Source organism: Hymenobacter busanensis, assembly GCF_008727865.1.
Lineage (GTDB): Bacteria > Bacteroidota > Bacteroidia > Cytophagales > Hymenobacteraceae > Solirubrum > Solirubrum busanense.
Genome location: NZ_VTWU01000003.1, coordinates 704,088 through 721,373, shown reverse-complemented (window position 1 = coordinate 721,373; position 17,286 = coordinate 704,088). Strand labels below are relative to the sequence as shown.

9 protein-coding genes and 2 tRNA genes are annotated in these 17,286 nt (G+C 63.0%); 7 read left to right on the top strand and 4 right to left on the bottom strand.

Annotation, left to right across the window (positions count from 1 at the left end):
* Nucleotides 1-5,698, bottom strand: a 5,698-nt coding sequence (locus F0P96_RS11040; RefSeq protein WP_151078917.1) for an Ig-like domain-containing protein, incomplete at its 3' end; no start/stop codon positions are given.
* 450 nt (nt 5,699-6,148) lie between these two features.
* On the opposite strand from F0P96_RS11040, the gene xrtX reads away from it, so the two are divergent.
* From xrtX to F0P96_RS11025, 3 genes are all read left to right on the top strand, one after another.
* Nucleotides 6,149-6,673 (top strand): exosortase X, encoded by a 525-nt coding sequence (xrtX, locus tag F0P96_RS11035; RefSeq protein ID WP_151078916.1) that lies wholly within the window; start codon nt 6,149-6,151, stop codon nt 6,671-6,673.
* A gap of 3 nt (nt 6,674-6,676) precedes the next feature.
* Nucleotides 6,677-7,180 carry an XrtX-associated membrane protein gene (locus F0P96_RS11030; protein WP_151078915.1) on the top strand — a complete coding sequence of 168 codons (504 nt, stop codon included), beginning with the start codon at nt 6,677-6,679 and terminating at the stop codon, nt 7,178-7,180.
* Nucleotides 7,181-7,491: 311 nt separating this feature from the next.
* Nucleotides 7,492-9,120, top strand: coding sequence for an SBBP repeat-containing protein (locus F0P96_RS11025; protein ID WP_151078914.1), 1,629 nt, complete (start codon nt 7,492-7,494; stop codon nt 9,118-9,120).
* A 54-nt stretch (nt 9,121-9,174) separates the two neighbouring features.
* Here F0P96_RS11025 and F0P96_RS11020 read toward each other — a convergent pair.
* The 3 genes from F0P96_RS11020 to mutS form a co-directional block, all read right to left on the bottom strand.
* Nucleotides 9,175-9,258 (bottom strand) — tRNA-Leu (locus F0P96_RS11020).
* Nucleotides 9,259-9,318: 60 nt separating this feature from the next.
* Nucleotides 9,319-9,391, bottom strand: a tRNA-Gly gene (locus F0P96_RS11015).
* 144 nt (nt 9,392-9,535) lie between these two features.
* Entirely contained in the window at nt 9,536-12,274 is a 2,739-nt protein-coding gene (mutS, locus tag F0P96_RS11010; protein ID WP_420840951.1) for a DNA mismatch repair protein MutS, read from the bottom strand.
* A 186-nt stretch (nt 12,275-12,460) separates the two neighbouring features.
* Here mutS and F0P96_RS11005 point away from each other — a divergent pair, with 186 nt between their 5' ends.
* The 4 genes from F0P96_RS11005 to F0P96_RS10995 all read left to right on the top strand — a co-directional run bounded on the left by F0P96_RS11005 (nt 12,461) and on the right by F0P96_RS10995 (nt 17,268).
* Entirely contained in the window at nt 12,461-13,006 is a 546-nt protein-coding gene (locus F0P96_RS11005; protein ID WP_151078913.1) for an RNA methyltransferase, read from the top strand.
* 140 nt (nt 13,007-13,146) lie between these two features.
* Nucleotides 13,147-15,798, top strand: coding sequence for a T9SS-dependent M36 family metallopeptidase (locus tag F0P96_RS11000; RefSeq protein WP_151078912.1), 2,652 nt, complete (start codon nt 13,147-13,149; stop codon nt 15,796-15,798).
* Between the two features lie 79 nt (nt 15,799-15,877).
* Nucleotides 15,878-16,309, top strand: a complete 432-nt coding sequence (locus F0P96_RS20990; RefSeq protein WP_160620179.1) for a hypothetical protein — start codon at nt 15,878-15,880, stop codon at nt 16,307-16,309.
* The gene (locus F0P96_RS10995; RefSeq protein ID WP_160620181.1) at nt 16,306-17,268 is read left to right on the top strand and encodes a J domain-containing protein; all 963 of its coding nucleotides are present in this window, start codon (nt 16,306-16,308) and stop codon (nt 17,266-17,268) included. The genes F0P96_RS20990 and F0P96_RS10995 overlap by 4 nt, the downstream gene beginning before the upstream one ends.
* Nucleotides 17,269-17,286 lie beyond the last annotated feature (18 nt).

The window sequence follows — 17,286 nt, the reverse complement described above, 5'->3', positions numbered from 1 at the left end:
CCGGTGCCGTAATGGTTACCGTAGTCGTGCTGGTCACCGCGCCGCAACCGCCGGCAGCCGCTACCGTGTTCGTCACGGTGTAGGTGCCCGGCGTCGAAGTTGCGGGCGTGATGGCACCGGTCGTGGCGTTCAGCGTCAGGCCCGAGGTCGAGCTGAAGGTACCGGCCGTGGCACCCGTGCCCAAAGTGGGCGTGGCGGCGGCAGTAGCCGAGGTGCAGTAAGAAGCCGCGGCGTAGCTGAAATCAGCCGTAGCCGGGGTGGTTACGTTCACCTGGATGGCGGTGCGCGAAGCGCTAACGCATTCGGCGGCAATCTGCCAGTTATAGAAGAAGTAGTAGGTAGTGGAAGCGCCCGAGATGTAGCCGCCGGTGATGCTCACATTTCCGCTCGGCGTGGTGTAGGGGAACGTAGCACCCGTGCTTTCGCGCACCAACGAGGGGCTGCTTACCGCAATCAGGCGCATGCCCGTGCCAGCCGGAATGTTGAAGTTCAGCGGCACGGTGAAGGCCGTGGTGCCCGTGCCAGTCGGCACGGCTACCGTAGCCGTCAGGCCCGGAATGAGGGTGCCGGTGTTGTCCTGCACCTGCACTACCAGGTTGCCGGCAGCACCGTTCGGGTACACATCCACCGAATTCAGGGTGAAAGCGTTGGCGGCGGTGAATACCAGACCGTAGTTCAAGGCAGTGGTGCTGCTGGTGCTGGTGGGTGCCGTGCGGCCTACCGATTCGGTGGTGGCGTTAAAAGCTTCCACGAAGTACTGACGCGAGGCCGTGAGGGCCGGCGTGGTAAACGAGGTTCCCGTAGCCAGTGCCGTGCCGCCCGTCAGGGCGTCGAAGAAGCGCAGGCTGGTGCCCGTGGCGGCGGTAGCCGTCAGCGTAGCCGTGTTGCCCGAGCACACTGCCACCGGCGAGTTCGTGGACGCTACCAGCGGGTTGGATACCGTAATGGCAGCCACGTTGCTGGTGGCCGTTTGGGTGCCGCAGCTCACCTGAGCGCGGTAGAACATGGCCTGCGTCAGTACCGGCGTAGTGTACGTAGCCGACGTGGCGCCAGCAACGTTCGTGAAGGTCACGTTGTCGGTCGACTGCTGCCACTGGATGCTGCCGTTGGCGGCACCGGTCAGCGTCAGGGCTACGGTACCGCTCACGCACAAATTGCGGGCGGCGGGCGTAACCGTGCCGGCTACCGGCGCTACCACCGTGCGGGTCACAGCGGGCGTCAGCGCGTCGTTGCTGGTGTTCAGGTCGCCCTGCACCGTGCCCGTCAGGGCAAAGGAGTAGGTGCCCACGGCGCTCATGTCGAGCGGCGTAGCCAGCGTCACGTTTTGCGTAGCACCCGAGGCCAGCGTACCGGTGTTGATAGCAGCCGTCAGCGTCTGGGTACCGCCGGGAGTCGTTACCACCACCGATACCGTGGCGGGATTGGTAGCGAAGTTCAGGGCCTGCGTGCCTTCGTTGCGCACCGTTACCGTTACGGTTTCGGCGTTCGAGTAGCAGCTTTGGGTGGCAACGGGCGTCACCAGAGCGGTAGCAGCCAAGTCGATGGCTACCGGGCTGTTCACGCGCACGTTGTCGATGTGGAAATCGTAGTCAGGACCGTCGTTCACGGTGCCTTCCGAAGCGAAGAAGGCCACGATGATCTGCTGGCCGGCGTAGCTGCCCAGGTTGATGCTGTAGCTGGTCAGGCTGCCGTTGCTGGGCTGGTTGCTGGCGTTGAACTGCGCAAACGTGGGAATGCGCACGAACGAAGCACCGCAGTCGGTCGAGATGCGCACTTCCACGATGTCGTCGGTGCCGGTCATGCCAGCCGGATCGGGCGTAGTGCCCGCAAAATCCGAGATGCCCGCGTCGAAGGTCAGCACCGTGGCCGCCGTGGCCAGGAATTTCGGCGACACAATCCAGTCGTTCTTGCCCAAGTCGTAGAGGTTCACCTTGGCCGTGGTGTTGCCCGTCGGGAAGGTGCCGGTGGCCCAGGCCCCAGTGGTGCCCGTGGGAGCCGTAGCGCCGGTGGCCTCCGTCCAGCCGGGGTAGAGCGTGCTCAGGTTGGAGCCCGAGAAGCCGGTGAATGACAGCGTCTGGCCTTGTGCAGCTACCGCCGTGATGGTGCGGCTCTGCTGGGCGAGGGCGTCGTTGGCGGCGTTGGCGTCGCCGGTCAGCTGGGTGCTGGCGTCGAAGGTGTAGGTGCCCGCAGCCGTCATGTTCACCTGCCCGACCGTGAAGTTGGCGGTGCCGTTGGCGGCAATGGTGCCGGTGAAAGTGCCGTTCAGCGTTTGGGTCAGTGCCCCCCCTACTACCACGCGCACCGGCACGTTGGTCAGGTCGGCCGTGCCGTAGTTGCGGATGGTCACCGTCACGTTCTGCGTAGCGCCGTAGCAGCCGGTCGTACCCGGCTCGGTCAGGGCCGTAATGCCGGCGTCGCTCGCGGCCGCCTCGTTCAGGGCCACGTCATCGAGGTGGAAGTCGTAGTCGGGCAAATCGTCGTTCGGACCATCGGTGGCTTTGAAGGCCACGATGATGTTCTGCCCGGCGTACGCGCCCAGCGGTACCGTGTACTCTACGAAGGCAATGGTCGTGGGCGAAGGCTGGTTGGTGGCATCGACGCGGAAAACCTCCGTAAAGGTTACGCCGCAGTCCGTCGATACCATCACCCGCACCGCGTCGTCGGTGCCGGTGAAGCCGTCGTTGGCGCCGGCCGGGCTCGTGGTCGAGCCAAAGTCGGTGAGGGCCCCGCGGAACTGCAGGCGCGTAGCGGCGGTAGCGGTAATCTTCGGCCCTACAATCCACTCGTTGCGGGTGGTCGTGTAGAGGTTGATTTTAGCCGTTACATTGGTAGCCGTGCCCACGCCCGTGGCACTCACCCAAACCGAGTTGCCTGCCACCGGCGCCGTAGCGCCGGTGGCTTCGTACCAGTTCGGGAAGACCGTCGTCAGGTTCGAGCCGGTGAAGCCGGTGAAGTTGACCGTTTGCGGCAATGCTGCCACCGGCACCACCGTGCGGGTGGTTGTCAGGTTGTCGTTGCTGGTGTCGCCGTCGCCGGTAGTCGTAGCCGATACCGCGAAGGTGTAGGTGCCGGTGGCCGTCATGTTGAGCGTGCCCAGCACCACGTTTCGCGTGCCGGCGGGAGCCAGCGTACCGGTATTCACGGTGACGGTAAACGTTTGGGTAGCCGCACCGCTCACGGCAGCCGTTACCGTTACCGGATTGGTAGCGAAGTTCAGCGTTTGCGTGCCGTTGTTGCGAATCGTCACCGTCACGTTTTCGGCGGCGCCATAGCAGCCCACGCCCAGCGGCGCAGCCAGGCCGCTCGCGGCCACGTCGAGGGCGCTGCCGCCCGGCGTGAAGGTGCCTTCGTCGGCGCCGATGTCGGGCGTCGAGGCGTTACGCGTCTCGCCGTCGAAGTCGGTGGTAATGCCGCTGATGGCTTGGGCCCGGCCCTCGGCCAGCGTTGGCACCGTGGGGTTCAGGTGCAGGAACGTGGCATCGGTTCCGGTCGTGCTCAGGAACGTGGGGTTTTCCGTCACCGAAGCCGTTTCGCGGCCACCGCCGATGTAGCTGATGTAGGCGCTCAGCGTCTGCTGCGCGTTGGCCAGCGTGCTGGTGCCTTCCACGTAAATCACGCGGTTGGCGGCCGGCGTACCGGCGTAGTAGAGGTTGTTGTTGGTGGTGCTGGCCAGGCCCACGCCCGGCGCGGCCGTGTAGCGCAGCGCAGCCGTGGCACCGCCCGTGGCGCCCGGCACCGACAGGTTCACCACGATGTTGTTGCGCAGGTCGAGCACAGGCGTTGTCGAAGCCGCGTACACACCCGACGTGCCGAACGTGGTTGTGGAGCTGGAGGTAGCGTTCAGGTACACCGTGTTGAAGTGCACGTTCACGTTGGTACCGCTGCCCACGTAAATGCCGTTGATGGCGTTGCTGCCGGTAGCGGCGGGGGCGCGCAAATCACCAATCAGGTTGTTATTGAAGTTGGTAACGGTGGGGCCGCTGCTGATGTAGAAGCCGTTGACGCTGGCGCTGGTTGAGCTGGAAGCCAGGTTGTACACCTTGTTGCGGAACCAGTTCTGGGTGCCGGTGCCGCCCGATACGTACAGGCCGTACACGCTGCTGCTGGTAGTGCTCAGCCCGCTAACCGTGTTCTGGCTGATGTTGACGCCGTTCAGGTTGGTGTTGGTGTAGATACCGTACAACGTACCCGTGCTGGTCAGGCCCGAAACGGTGTTGCCGGAAATCACCGAACCCGTGGCGCCGTAGTTCACGGCCAAGCCGTACACCGACGACGAACCACCGGTGATGTTCGACACCGAGTTGTTGGTCACCGTCTGCGTCTGCGAAGCCGACGAGTTCACGTATAGGCCGTAGAACGTGGTGCTGCCCGTCAGGGTAATGGTGGAAATGGTGTTGCCGCTAAACAACATGGTGCCGCCCGTGGGGCTGCCGTTGTTGTAGTAGGTGTACACCGTACCGCCCGACACCGTTTTGCTCAGGTTGCTGAAGGTGTTGTTCTGGGCCGTGATGTTGTTGGTCGCGTTGTCGCACGAGAGGAAGTACAACGAACCGCTGCCCGCAACCGTGTTGCCTGTGTTGTTGAACGTGTTGCCGTTCATCGTCACGCCGCCGGCTTGGGAACCCGACTGCAGCACGGCGTAAATCGTGCTGCTGTTGCCGGTAGCCGTGGTAACGGCAAAGGTGTTGTTGTTGATGGTGGTGGAACCGGTGCCGCCGGCGGCGGTGGCAATGCCCGCCACCTGGCTGCTATTGCCGGCCTGGCTCAGCGTCACGGCGTTGTTATTCACCGTCAGGCTAGCGTTGGTGCTGCCGCTCTGGTGGAAGATGCCGTAGAGCGTGCTGGCGCCAGCAACGCCCCCGTTGGCAGCGTTGCCAAGGGTGTTGTAGCTACTGTTCAGCCCGTTCTGGTAGTTGGTCCGGATGCCGTACGAAGTCGTGCTGGCCGTTCCGCCGTAGTTGGTAATGGAGTTGCCCGTAGCGGCAGAATTGCCACCTACGTCGTTGCCTTGGTCGAAGTTGGCGTACGGAGTCGCATCGGCCAAACCCAGCAGGTAAATGCCGGTGTTGACGTTCTGGATGGTGTTGCCGTAGAACTTGTTGTTCGAGTTCTGGCCGGCGGCCGTGGCGCCCGTGGGGCTCAGTACTGCCGTGGCCAATTCGGTGCTGGCCGAGCTGAAAATGCCGATGGAGGTAGCCGCGCCGGTGCCGGTGTTGCCGCGCTGCAGCGTGATGCTGCAGTTGCGAATCGTCACGTTCTGGCAGCCGTCGGTGTTGGAAGCGCGGTAGAGCACCACGCCAAACTCCATTTGGGCGCTGCCCGTGTTGGCCGCCGGATCTACCAGCGTCAGGCCGTCGAGCGTCAGGTAGTCGGTGCCGCGCAGCTTGATAATAGCGTCCAGCGTGGTCGTGCTGCTGTTGGCATTGGTACCGGCGGCAGCCGTAATGACGGGGTTGGCACCCGCGCCCGATTTCTGGATGACAATCGGGTTGGCAGCCGTGCCGGTGGCGGTGATGAGCAGGTTGGCGGCCGTTTCGGTGTAGCCCGCGGCTACGTTAAACGTTACGCCGCCCGCGCCCACGCCGGCCGTGTTCAGGTCGGTAATGGCTGCGCTGAGCGAAGCATAGTCGCCGGGAATGGCTTTGGTGCCCGTGAGTTGTGCCCAAGCAGACGAGCCGCCCAGCAGTACCAACAGCAACGCTGTCAGCAGCCGCAGAGGCCAATTGCTTGTTCGGCACGCCCCGGACTGGCACGCTCCGGCGGAGCGTGTAGCACGTAAAGGTGTGTGCATGAAAAAAAGAGTAGGGTGGAAAAAAGAAGAAAAAGCAACACGGCTCGTGTATAGACACACGCCCACAACCGATCCAGCGGGTTAACCCACAAAATCAGTTGATTGACGCAGTCTTACAAAGCAGAAAGAAGCACGGGGTGGAGCAATCGGCTACAGGAGCAAATTGCCCAGAAAAATAGACAATCCATTCCGATATATCTTAATAATGACTTTAAAACCTGCTATTTCGCGCCCGGCGGTTGCCGGCACTGTTTCAATACCCATTTTTGCTGTCCCAAATTGCAAGCCTTGGGTGCTAAGGCAGTTGCCTTCAGGCGCGGCTGTTGTATCTTCCCTGCCCAAAATCAGTCACGCTTTATGAAGCCTTTTACCCTACCAGCCCCGGCCTTGCGGCGTTTTCTGGTGGTTGCCGTTGCGCTATACCTCGTGTGGTTTTTTGTGTATGAGCAGTGGCTGGCCCCCGATGGCCGCCTCGATGCGTTCCTGTGCGAATACATTGCCCGCTCATCGGCCGCAGCCCTGCACTTGCTCGGGTTCGATGCCGCCGTGCTCTACCCGCGCATCGTTTTCATGCAAGGGCAGGCCGCCGTTATTGTGGGCGCGCCGTGCAACGGCTTGGTGCTGTACATGCTGTTTGCAGGTTTTATCGTGGCTTTTTCGGGCCCGTGGCAACACAAGCTGGTCTACATTCCGCTGGGCATTGTCCTCATTTCGCTGCTCAATGTCATTCGGGTAATGGCGCTGGCCCTGAACTACCAGTACTCACGCGCTACGCTCGAATTCAACCACCACTACACGTTTACATTTGTGGTGTACGGGTGCATCTTCCTGCTCTGGATGTGGTGGGCTCGTCGTTACAGCCCTGCCCCCACCGCTGCCTAAACTATGCCGGCTTCTCTTTTGCCCGCTTCTGCCTCCCGGTTGCGCTGGATGTGGGTGTTGGTGCTCGTGCCTTTTCTGTTCATCCTCGGCCAATGCGACATTTGGGTGTTTGAGCTGCTCACCCGTGGCTGGCAAATGGTATTTGAGGCCCTGGGCCTGCAGCACTTCGCCAACCAGCTCCAACAAGGGGTGAGTGGCCAGGTAACCACCCGCAGCCTGCCTGCCATGCTCACCTATGGCTTGCTGTACACGGGTTGCTGCCTGCTGTTGCTGCGTTTGGCCTTGGGTACCGGCGCCCGCATGCGCATGGCAGTGTTCATATACGCCGGCGTTTTCGTGGCGTGCATCCTGCTCATTGCAGTGGGCAAAGCAGCCGGCGACTGGGCTTGGAGCTACCGCTTGGGGCGCCGCCTAATCGATTTTATCATCTCGCCGCTGCCTGTGGTCATCCTGGTGCCGCTGCTGTGGGGCTATCAGCCGCCGCCCAAGCCCCACGTCCAATCCTGACGTCGACCTTTCAAAACCCGCTTCACCGAGCGGGTTTTTTTATTCTCTTGCACTAATATCATTTTATATAATTTATCTTTTTAATCCTATGAATCAATAAATCATCCCGATATATTGAAGTGTTGGTTCCTCCTCACCATCTCACTTGGGTCATTTTGCGACGGTGATGGTCGGCTCCCGGCACAGGCTGTGCTGGCTGTGGTGTGTTGTGCGCGTGTACACTTCTTTTGGGCATTTCTGTGCGGTTTCCTATCGACTGGGCGGAGTGCATCCTTTTCCCAATCCAATCATTCCCCTTTCCCCTACTTACTATGAAGACGTTTCTTTTCGCCTGGCTTTTCTGTTTGCTTATCAACGTCAGTTCCGCTCAATCCTGGCAACGCGCCCAATCCGCCCCGGCTCCTTATAAGAGCGTCGCCATCGACGCAACCGGCAACACCTATGTATTGGGTACTTTTTCCGGTACCCTCACGCTGGGCGCTACTACCCTCACCAGCCAAGGCGTGTCCGATCTATTCGTGGCCAAGTATTCGGCGGCCGGTACCGTAGTGTGGGCTACCAACATTGGCGGGGCCGGCGCCAGCACTTCGGCCGGGGGCATTGCCGTCGATTTGCTGGGCAACTGCTACCTCACCGGCGGGTTTGTGGGCACGCTCAACTACCACACGGGCGGCGCTACCCTCAGTAGTGTTTTTCCCGAAAGCAGCATCTGGGAGCAGATTCTGGTGGCCAAGTGCTCGGCCAGCGGCACGGTGCAATGGGCCCACCAGGCCGGCTCCCGCGACTACGCCAGTTGGGGCAATGCCATAGCCGTCGACGCCGCTGGCAACTGTTTCGTTACCGGGCGGCTCAGCGGCTCCCGCGTCACCTTCGACCACCTGTCGCTGCCCGGCCCTGGCACGCGGCAAATTTTCGTGGCCGCCTACAACTCCAGCGGTGCCGTGCAGTGGGCCTTGCCCTTGGCGTCGCAGTTCGTCAACGGTGGCTACGGCATTGCGGCCGATGGCTTGGGCAGCTGCTACGTAACCGGAGATTTTCACGGCCGCCTGGGGCTGGCGGGCAGCAGCACCACGCTGCTGACGGCCGAGCCCGGCAATACCATCTTCTTGCTGAAAATCGGCACGCGGTCCGGCAACATCGTTTGGGCCCGGCAGGCGGGTAGTTCCACCGGTGTCGGCCAAAGCGCCGGCCTAGCGGCCGACATGTTGGGGAACTGCTACTTCACGGGCAGTTTCCAGGGCACCGGACACTTCAGTGGCCTCAGCACCGACGACAGCCCCAACCTGCGAGCTTTTGTAGTGCGCTACAACAGCGCCGGCAAAGCCAAATGGGTACGCGCCCTGGGCCTCGGTACCGATACGCGCGGCACCGCCATTGCCTGCGACCCGGCCCACGTATACGCCTTGAGCTATAACGGCGGGGCCCTCCACAACCTCAGCGTCAACGCATTCGACCCCGAAGGAAACCCGCAATGGAGCCAAAGCTCCTCAGGGACTGCCGATGCCTTTGGCAAATGCCTAGCCGTGGGCCTCAACCAAAATCTGGCCGTAGCGGGCACTTTCACCGCCGGCCAAGCTGCATTCGGTGCGCATACCTTAACCACTGCTACCGACGGCAACTTTCTGGCTTGGGTGGGTAGCAGTTCGGCAACGCGCCTTGCCCTAGAAACCGCAGCCCTCACTGGCCCCGAAGCATTAGCCGTATACCCCAATCCAGCCCACGAACGTCTTACGGTCGCGCTTCCTACCGACTGGCAAAGCCAAGCAGCAGACATCACCTTATACAGCCCGTTCGGGCGCGCCCTACTCACGCGACACTTGCCGGCTACTGGCGAAAGCCGCGCGGTGCAGATGGCGCTGCCCACGTTGCCCGCTGGCTTGTACACGATGCGCATTTCAAGCAACGGGCGTAGCCTCAGCCGTCAGGTAACCCTTGAGTAACGGCAGTAGCTCAACAAAAAAGCCCCGTTGCGCATTGCAATGGGGCTTTCGTTGTACCAGAGACGGGAATCGAACCCGTACTTCCTTGCGGAAAAGGGATTTTAAGTCCCTCGTGTCTACCAGTTCCACCACTCCGGCGCGTGCAGCCAAGCCGCACAAAAGTAAAAAAGGACGCTGCCGGGGCAACGTCCTTTTTTGAGCGGGAGACGAGGTTCGAACTCGCGACCTCGACCTTGGCAAGGTCGCGCTCTACCAACTGAGCTACTCTCGCTTGAGGTCAACCACCGTAGTGGCGAATGGTGTGACAAAGGTACAGCGAAAATTTCTTGTGTCAAGAGTTGGCCGTAAAAAAATTCTCACAAAACCGCTTCTCCTTCATTTTCAGGCACATTTTTTCACACCTCGACCGCACTGCCTAGCCTTTTTTGTTTAGTGCCAGCTTCAGCTCGTTGAGCTTCAGCAGCGCTTCGATGGGCGTTAAGGTGTTCACATCGAGGTGCTGCAACTGCTCGCGCAGGCGCTCCAGCACCGGGTCGGCGGGCTCGAACATGCTGAGCTGCAGGGCGGGGCGGGGCGCCGAGGCCACCGGCGCGGCCGGGCGGGCTTGGGGGCCAGCGTGGGCGCGGCCGTTAGAGTTGGGCGCGGGTTCGGCCTCTACCAGTTCCGGCTCGGGCGCATCGGCTACCTGGGCCCGTTCTTCTTCCAAGTGGTGCATGATTTCGTTGGCGCGCAGCACCACGGCGGGCGGCATGCCGGCCATGCGGGCCACGTGAATACCAAAAGAGTGCTCGGAGCCGCCTTCCTGCAGCTTGCGCAGAAACAGAATACGGCCGTCGGCTTCTTTCACGGCCACGTTGTAGTTGCGCACCCGCGGGCACTGCTCCGACAGCTGGTTCAGTTCGTGGTAGTGAGTGGCGAAGAGGGTTTTGGCGCGAGCTTTGGGGTTGTTGTGCAAGTGCTCCACAATGGCCCAGGCAATGCTGATGCCGTCGTAGGTACTGGTGCCGCGCCCGATTTCGTCCATCAGCACGAGGCTGCGGTCGGAGAGGTTGTTGAGAATGGAGGCCGTTTCGGTCATTTCCACCATGAAGGTGCTTTCGCCCTTCGAGAGGTTATCGGAGGCACCGACGCGGGTAAACACCTTGTCGATGACGCCCACGTGAGCCGCCTCGGCGGGCACGAAAGAGCCTATTTGGGCCAGCAGTACGATGAGGGCTGTTTGGCGCAGCAGGGCCGATTTGCCGGCCATGTTGGGCCCGGTAATGACGATGATCTGCTGCTCGTCGCGGTCGAGGCGGATGTCGTTGGGAATGTACTGCTCGCCAGGAGGCAGTTGCCGCTCAATTACCGGGTGGCGGCCCTGCTTGATGTCCAGCAGGGTACCGTCGTCGACGGTGGGGCGCACGTAGCGGTGCTGGCGGGCGGTGGCGGCAAAGGAGCCCAGGCAGTCGAGCACGGCTACGGTGCGGGCATTCTGCTGCACCTGCGCCAAGTACTCGTTGGCGGTCAGCACCAGCTCGTCGTAAAGGCGCTGCTCGATGACGAACAGGCGCTCCTCGGCGTGCAGAATTTTCTCCTCGTACACCTTCAGCTCCTCGGTGATGTAGCGTTCGGCATTCACCAGCGTCTGCTTGCGAATCCACTCGGTGGGCACTTTGTCCTTGTGGGCGTTGGTGACTTCGAGGTAGTAGCCAAACACCTTGTTGTAGGCCACTTTCAGCGACGAAATGCCGGTGTTGCGCTGTTCGCGCTGCTGCAGTTGCAACAGGTAGTCTTTGCCCGAGTAGGCAATGGCCCGTAGCTCGTCCAGCTCTTTGTCGACGCCATCGGTAATGACGTTGCCCTGGTTGGTGAGCACGCCGGCGTCGGGACGAATTTTGGCCTGAATTTCCAGTCGCAGCGCGTCGCAGGGGTTGATTTGGTCGGCCAGCTTCTGCAGGGCGCGCACGCCGCTGGCTTGCAGCAGTTCGCGTACCGGGCCGAGGGCTTCGAGGGCGCGGCTAAGCTGCAGCAGCTCGCGCGGGTTTACGCGGCGCACGGCTACCTTGGAAATCAGGCGTTCGAGGTCGTTGATCTGGCGGAGCTGGTCGCGTAGGGCTTCCAGCAGCTCGGGCTGCTCGTGCAAGGCCTGCACGGTATCAAGGCGGCGCTGAATCTGGGCGGCTTCTTTCAGGGGCAACACCACCCACTTGCGCAGCAGGCGGGCCCCCATGGGCGTGAGCGTTTGGTCGAGCACCTCAATAAGGGGTACGCCGCCGGCGTGCTGGGCCTGCAGCAGCTCCAAGTTGCGCACCGTGAAGCGGTCCAGCCACACGTACTTGTCTTCCTCCAGCCGGCCGATGCTGCCGATGTGGTTGATGTCGTCGTGCTTGGTTTCGGCCAGGTAGTGCATGATGCAGCCGGCGGCCACAATGCCCTCGTTCAGCGCCTCAATGCCGAAGCCCTTGAGCGAAGTGGTCTTGAAGTGGCGGGTAAGCGACTCGTGGGCGTAATCGAAGCCGAACACCCACTCGTCGAGCGCGTAGGTGCAGAAATCGGTGCCGAAGGCGGTTTCGAAGTCGCGGCGGCTCGTTTTGCAGTGCAGCACTTCGGCGGGCGCGAAGTTTTGCAGCAGCTTGCCGAGGTAGCCCGCGTCGCCCTGGGCCACCAGAAACTCGCCGGTGCTGATGTCGAGAAACGCAATGCCGGCTTGCTGCTTGCCGAAGTGCACGGCGGCCAGGTAGTTGTTCGAGCGGCGCTCCAGCACGTTGTCGTGCAGGCTCACGCCGGGCGTCACCAGCTCGGTAATGCCGCGCTTGACGAGGCCCTTGGCTTGCTTGGGGTCTTCGAGCTGGTCGCAGATGGCCACGCGCTGCCCGGCACGCACGAGCTTGGGCAGGTAGGTATCGAGGGAGTGGTGGGGGAAACCGGCCAGGGCCACCTCGGAGGAAGTACCCGCGCCGCGCTTGGTTTCCACGATGCCCAGAATGCGGGCGGCCGTGACGGCATCTTCGCCGAAGGTTTCGTAAAAGTCGCCCACCCGAAACAAGAGCAGCGCGCCGGGGTGCTGCTGCTTGAGCTGGTAGTACTGCTTCATCAGGGGCGTGTCGGCCACGGGGGCGGGGCCGAGGGTGCCGTGCGTGCGAACGGGTTTCTTTTCGGTAGCTGTCTTCACCTGCGGGGGAGCGTCAAGAGGGGTTCGCGCCGAAGCGCGGGCGGCGGGGCCGGGTAATGAGCGGGATAAAAGGCGCGGGGCGCTACACTTCGCCTGGCTTCGGTTTAGCTTGCGCTTTCGTTTGAACAGTGGGTTCGGGCGGTATCGTTCTATTGCCGGCCGACGCGCGGGCGTGGACCTTCAAAAATGCGGAAACTAACCATCCAGGAACTGAACCGGCACTCGGTTGAGGACTTCAAAAATACGGAGAAATTCCCCTTGTGCGTGGTGCTCGACAACGTGCGCAGCCTGCACAACGTGGGCGCCGCGTTCCGCACCTGCGACGCATTTGCGGTGCAAAAGCTGTGGCTGGGCGGCATTACGGGCCGCCCGCCGCACCGCGAAATCACCAAAACGGCGCTGGGCTCCACCGAGTCGGTGCCGTGGGAGCACGCGCCCGACGTGCCGGCGCTGGTGCGGCAGCTGAAAGCAGACGGCTGGCAGGTGGTGGCCGTGGAGCAAACCACCGAAAGCGTGCTGCTGCCGGCGTTTCGCCCGGCGGCCGTCAAGCCCCTAGCGCTGGTGTTTGGCAACGAGGTATTTGGCGTCGACGACGCGGTGCTGGCCGCGTGCGACGCAGCGGTGGAAATTCCGCAGTTCGGCACCAAACACTCGCTCAACGTGTCGGTGACGGTGGGCGTGGTGCTCTGGGACGCCGTTGGCAAACTCACCCCACCCGCGCCTTCTGCCTGACAGGAGCTCAGTTAAGCGGGCAAGGGCATACGGAAAACGCCTTACAAGTGTTCGGATTTACCGGCCAGCGTGTGTATCTTTAGAACCTCGCACCGCGGCAGCGGTGCGTGCTTGTTTAGGATACTCACCATACCCCGTTCATGACCCACACTTTTACGCAGTTTGGCCGGTCGCTCACGCTGGCCGCGTTACTGGCTCTGCCCACATTGGGCCTGGGGCAGACATCGACCCCGCTCACCAAAGCGCTGGAGCACCTGCAGGCCCAGCGCACCAAGTTCGGCCTGAGCGAAGCCGATTTGCTGAACCCCGCCGTTACGTCGCAGTACACCGACGCCCACAACGGCATCACGCACGTGTACCTGCGCCAGCGCGTGCTGGGCATTGAAGTGTACAACGCCGTAGCCGACGTGCACCTCGACCGCAACGGCCGCGTGGCCGGCGCCCACAGCTCGTTTGTGGCCAACGCCAACACCGCCGTGCGCACGGCCGCGCCTGGCCTGACGGCCGAACAAGCCGTAGCGGCCACGGCCCAAGCCCTCAACCTGCCCCAACCCACCGGGCTGCAGCGCCAGGGCGAAGGGTCGGTAACGGCGGGTATTCGCTTCAACGACGGCGGCATTTCGCTGGAGCCTATCAAGGCTAAGCTCATGTATTTGCCCCGCCCCGACGGCACGCTGGCCCTGACTTGGGACGTGGAAATTTACCCCAAGCGTGCCGACCATTACTGGAGCGCCCGCGTGGATGCCCAGACCGGTGCCCTGCTCGACCAGTACGACTACATTGTGCACGAGCCGGCCAGCTTTGCCCACATTGGCAAGCGCATGGCCGACGCTTTGGGCGCCACGCAGGTGCTGACGCCGGCTACGCCCCAGAACCCGCAACGCCCGAACGCGCCCAACAGCTACAACGTGTTTGCCATGCCGCTGGAAAGCCCCCTGCACGGCGCGCAAACCATCGTAACAGACCCGGCCAACTCGGTAGCGTCGCCGTTTGGCTGGCACGACACCAACGGCACCGCCGGGGCTGAGTACACCATTACGCGCGGCAACAACGTGTATGCCTACGACGACGCCGCCGCCACCAACACGCCCGGCAGCACCGTCAACGGCGGGGCCACGCTGGAGTTTACCGCTCCGTACGTAGCCACGGCCACGCCGCTGCAAAACCGCCCGGCTGCCATTACCAACCTGTTCTACTGGAACAACCTGATGCACGACGTGATGGCCGTACACGGCTTCACCGAAGTAGCGGGCAACTTCCAGACCACCAACTACAGCAGCACCGGCCTCGGCAACGACGAAGTGCAGGCCGAAGCGCAGGACGGCGGCGGTTTCGACAACGCCAACTTTGGCACCCCCTCCGACGGGCAGAAGCCGCGCATGCAGATGTACCGCTTCCAGCAGGCTTCCTGGAACAACACCGCCCGTCCCATCACGCTCATCACGCCGAGCACCACGGCCTACAACGCCACCGATGCCCTGGGCATTTTCGGCCCCGATCTGCTCACGACCGGGCCCATCAACGATACGCTGGTGGTGGTTAACGACGGCTCGTCGCGCCCGGCCTATGGCTGTGGCACGCTGCTGAACGCCCGCGCCGTGCGGGGCAACATTGCCCTGGTTCGCCGCAGCCCGCGCTGCAGCTACGGCGCGCAGGTACTGAACGCGCAAAACGCCGGCGCCCGTGCCGTCATCATTGCCGACTCGGTAGCGTCGAACAACCTGCCCACCATCTTTACCACCTCCACGATCGGGCCGCAAATAACCATTCCGGTACTGGGCGTAACCAAAGCCACCGGCGACCAGCTGGTGCAAACGTCGCAAACCAGCACGGTAACGATGCGCCTGCTGCGCACCGCCCAACGCGACGGGGACTTCGACAACGGTGTTATTTCGCACGAATACGGCCACGGCATTTCCAACCGCCTCACCGGCGGCCCGGCCAACTCGAACTGCCTGCGCAACGCTGAGCAGATGGGCGAAGGCTGGAGCGACTTCCTGGGCCTGTGGATTACCACGCCCCCGCGCAGCACCGGCGACACGCCCCGCGGCGTAGGGCAGTACGTAGGCTTCCAGGCGCTGGGCAGTGCCGGCATCCGCAACCTGCCTTACACCACCAACTTCTCGATCAACAACTACACCTACGCCATCATCGGCACGGGCGCCTACACCGAAGTGCACAACATCGGTGAAGTATGGGCCACCGTGTTGTGGGACCTGAACTGGGCCTTCATCGGCCGCTACGGCTACAACACGAACCTCTACGCCAGCACCGGCGGCAACAACATGTGCCTCCAGCTGGTACTCGATGGCATGAAGCTGCAAGGCTGCAACCCGGGCTTCATCAGCGGCCGCAACGGCATTCTGATGGCTGACTCCATCAACAACGGCAAAGCCAACCACGACTTGATTTGGCAGGTGTTTGCCCGCCGCGGCATGGGCTACGGCGCCAGCCAAGGCTCGTCCAACAGCCTCACCGACCAAACCATCAGCTTCCAGCTGCACCCGACCCTGGCCGCCAAAGCCAAGCTGACGGCCGATATGCTGGCGGTGTTCCCGAACCCGGCCCAGGACCGCGTGACGGTGCGCATGGCCGCCGGCAGCACCACGCCGGTGGAAGTAGAGCTGCTGAACACACTGGGCCAGGTCGTGCAGCGTACCTCGGCTTCGGCCACGGTGCTGCAGCGCGACGGGGTAGAGCTGAACACGGCAGACCTCACCGCTGGCATGTACGTGGTGCGCCTGACGGGCTCTACGGGCACGGCTTCGCACAAGCTGATGGTGCGCCACTAAGCTCCCGTTGCTTTCTTTACACGCCGCCCGACCATTTTTGGCCGGGCGGCGTTTTTTATGAAGACCTACTGCCTGCGCCATGCCTCCCGAGCCATCCTCTTCTGCCGATGACGCGCTGCGTGCCCTGCGCCCCTCGGTGCCCGTTGAGCCCACGGCCGTAGCCGGCACCGCCGACGCGTTTTTGCACCACACGCTGCGCCCAGTGCTCAAGCTGCTGAACGCGCACCTGCTGCAGCTGGTAGCCGACGTAAGCCGCGAGTACCGCCTGCCCTTGGCTACGGCCGCTGCTGCCGACCAGGAACGCCTCGTGCTGGAGCTGCTGCAGCGCAATGCCCGCCTGCAGCACACGGTTGTGGGTATGGTGTGCGGTCTGCTCACCACCGACGAATATGCCTTTTACCGCCGCCACCGCGCCGAGTGCAACCGCCGCGTGCTGGAGCTGGTGCGGCAGCGCGTGAGTACCCAACTCCCTACCGTGGCAACGCTGGCCACCTCCCCCGACGCCGCGTGACCACCTATTACCAAGTGCTGGAGCTGAGCGAGCAAGCCACCGCGGCCGACATCCGCCGTGCGTACTTGCATTGGGTGCGCCTCACCCACCCCGACCGCACGCCCGACCCCGCCGCCCACGCCCGCTACCTGCTGGTGAATGAGGCCTACGACACGCTGAGCCACCCCGAGCGGCGCGCCCGCTACGACGCCCGCCTGCGCGGTGCGCAGCCGCCCGCGCTGTCCCAGCGGCCCAGTCGGCCTTTTTCCGGCAATGCCTACCAGGTGCTGCGGGTGCCGTATTCGGCCAGCCCGGCGCAAATCGAGCAGGCCTACCGCCGCTGGAAACAGACCTTGCACCAAAACCTCATCGACCCGGCCATGCGCAAGCTGCTGGCCGACGTGGAACACGCCTACGCCACCCTGCGCGACCCGGAGCTGCGCCGCTTGCACCACGAGCACCTGCGCACCTACCAGCCGCCCAAGCGCCCGTCGCCGTTTGCCGCGCAGTATGCGCGGGCGGCGCCCGTGGCCCGCTGGCTCTGCCGGGCCGTTTTCCTGTTTGGCGTGCTGCTGCTGCTCGACAGCCTCCTGACCGTTGACTTTGCGCAGGAGCGCGTGGTGGGCACCGACCGGCATTTCGTGTATGGGCGTGGAGGCAGTGTGGTAGAAGTTTTTTACTGGGTAAAAACCCAGCACGCCGCGTTCCGCTCGCACGCCGACTACGCCATCGGCAGCCCGCTGCATATTCGACGCAGCATGATTTTCCGGCTGGTGCGCACGTACCAGTCGCTGGCCGAAACCGGTTCCCCGGTGGTGGCCTACGCCACCAGCAAGCTGATGTATGTGCTGCCCGTGTTCATGACGATAATGGCCGCGCTGGGCGCCTGGCCCGGCGCTACGCACAAGCGCGCCGTCGACAGCGCCTTTCCGGCCACCGGCGTGGCGCTGCTGATTCTGTATTTCCTCACCATTTTCTGAGCAAGCACCGCCCCCCGA

Coding starts and splice junctions, on each gene's coding strand:
- xrtX (WP_151078916.1), top strand. CDS start 6,149: ATGAAGCCTTTTACCCTACCAGCCCCGGCCTTGCGGCGTTTTCTGGTG.
- F0P96_RS11000 (WP_151078912.1), top strand. CDS start 13,147: ATGACCCACACTTTTACGCAGTTTGGCCGGTCGCTCACGCTGGCCGCG.
- F0P96_RS20990 (WP_160620179.1), top strand. CDS start 15,878: ATGCCTCCCGAGCCATCCTCTTCTGCCGATGACGCGCTGCGTGCCCTG.
- F0P96_RS11025 (WP_151078914.1), top strand. CDS start 7,492: ATGAAGACGTTTCTTTTCGCCTGGCTTTTCTGTTTGCTTATCAACGTC.
- F0P96_RS11030 (WP_151078915.1), top strand. CDS start 6,677: ATGCCGGCTTCTCTTTTGCCCGCTTCTGCCTCCCGGTTGCGCTGGATG.
- F0P96_RS11005 (WP_151078913.1), top strand. CDS start 12,461: ATGCGGAAACTAACCATCCAGGAACTGAACCGGCACTCGGTTGAGGAC.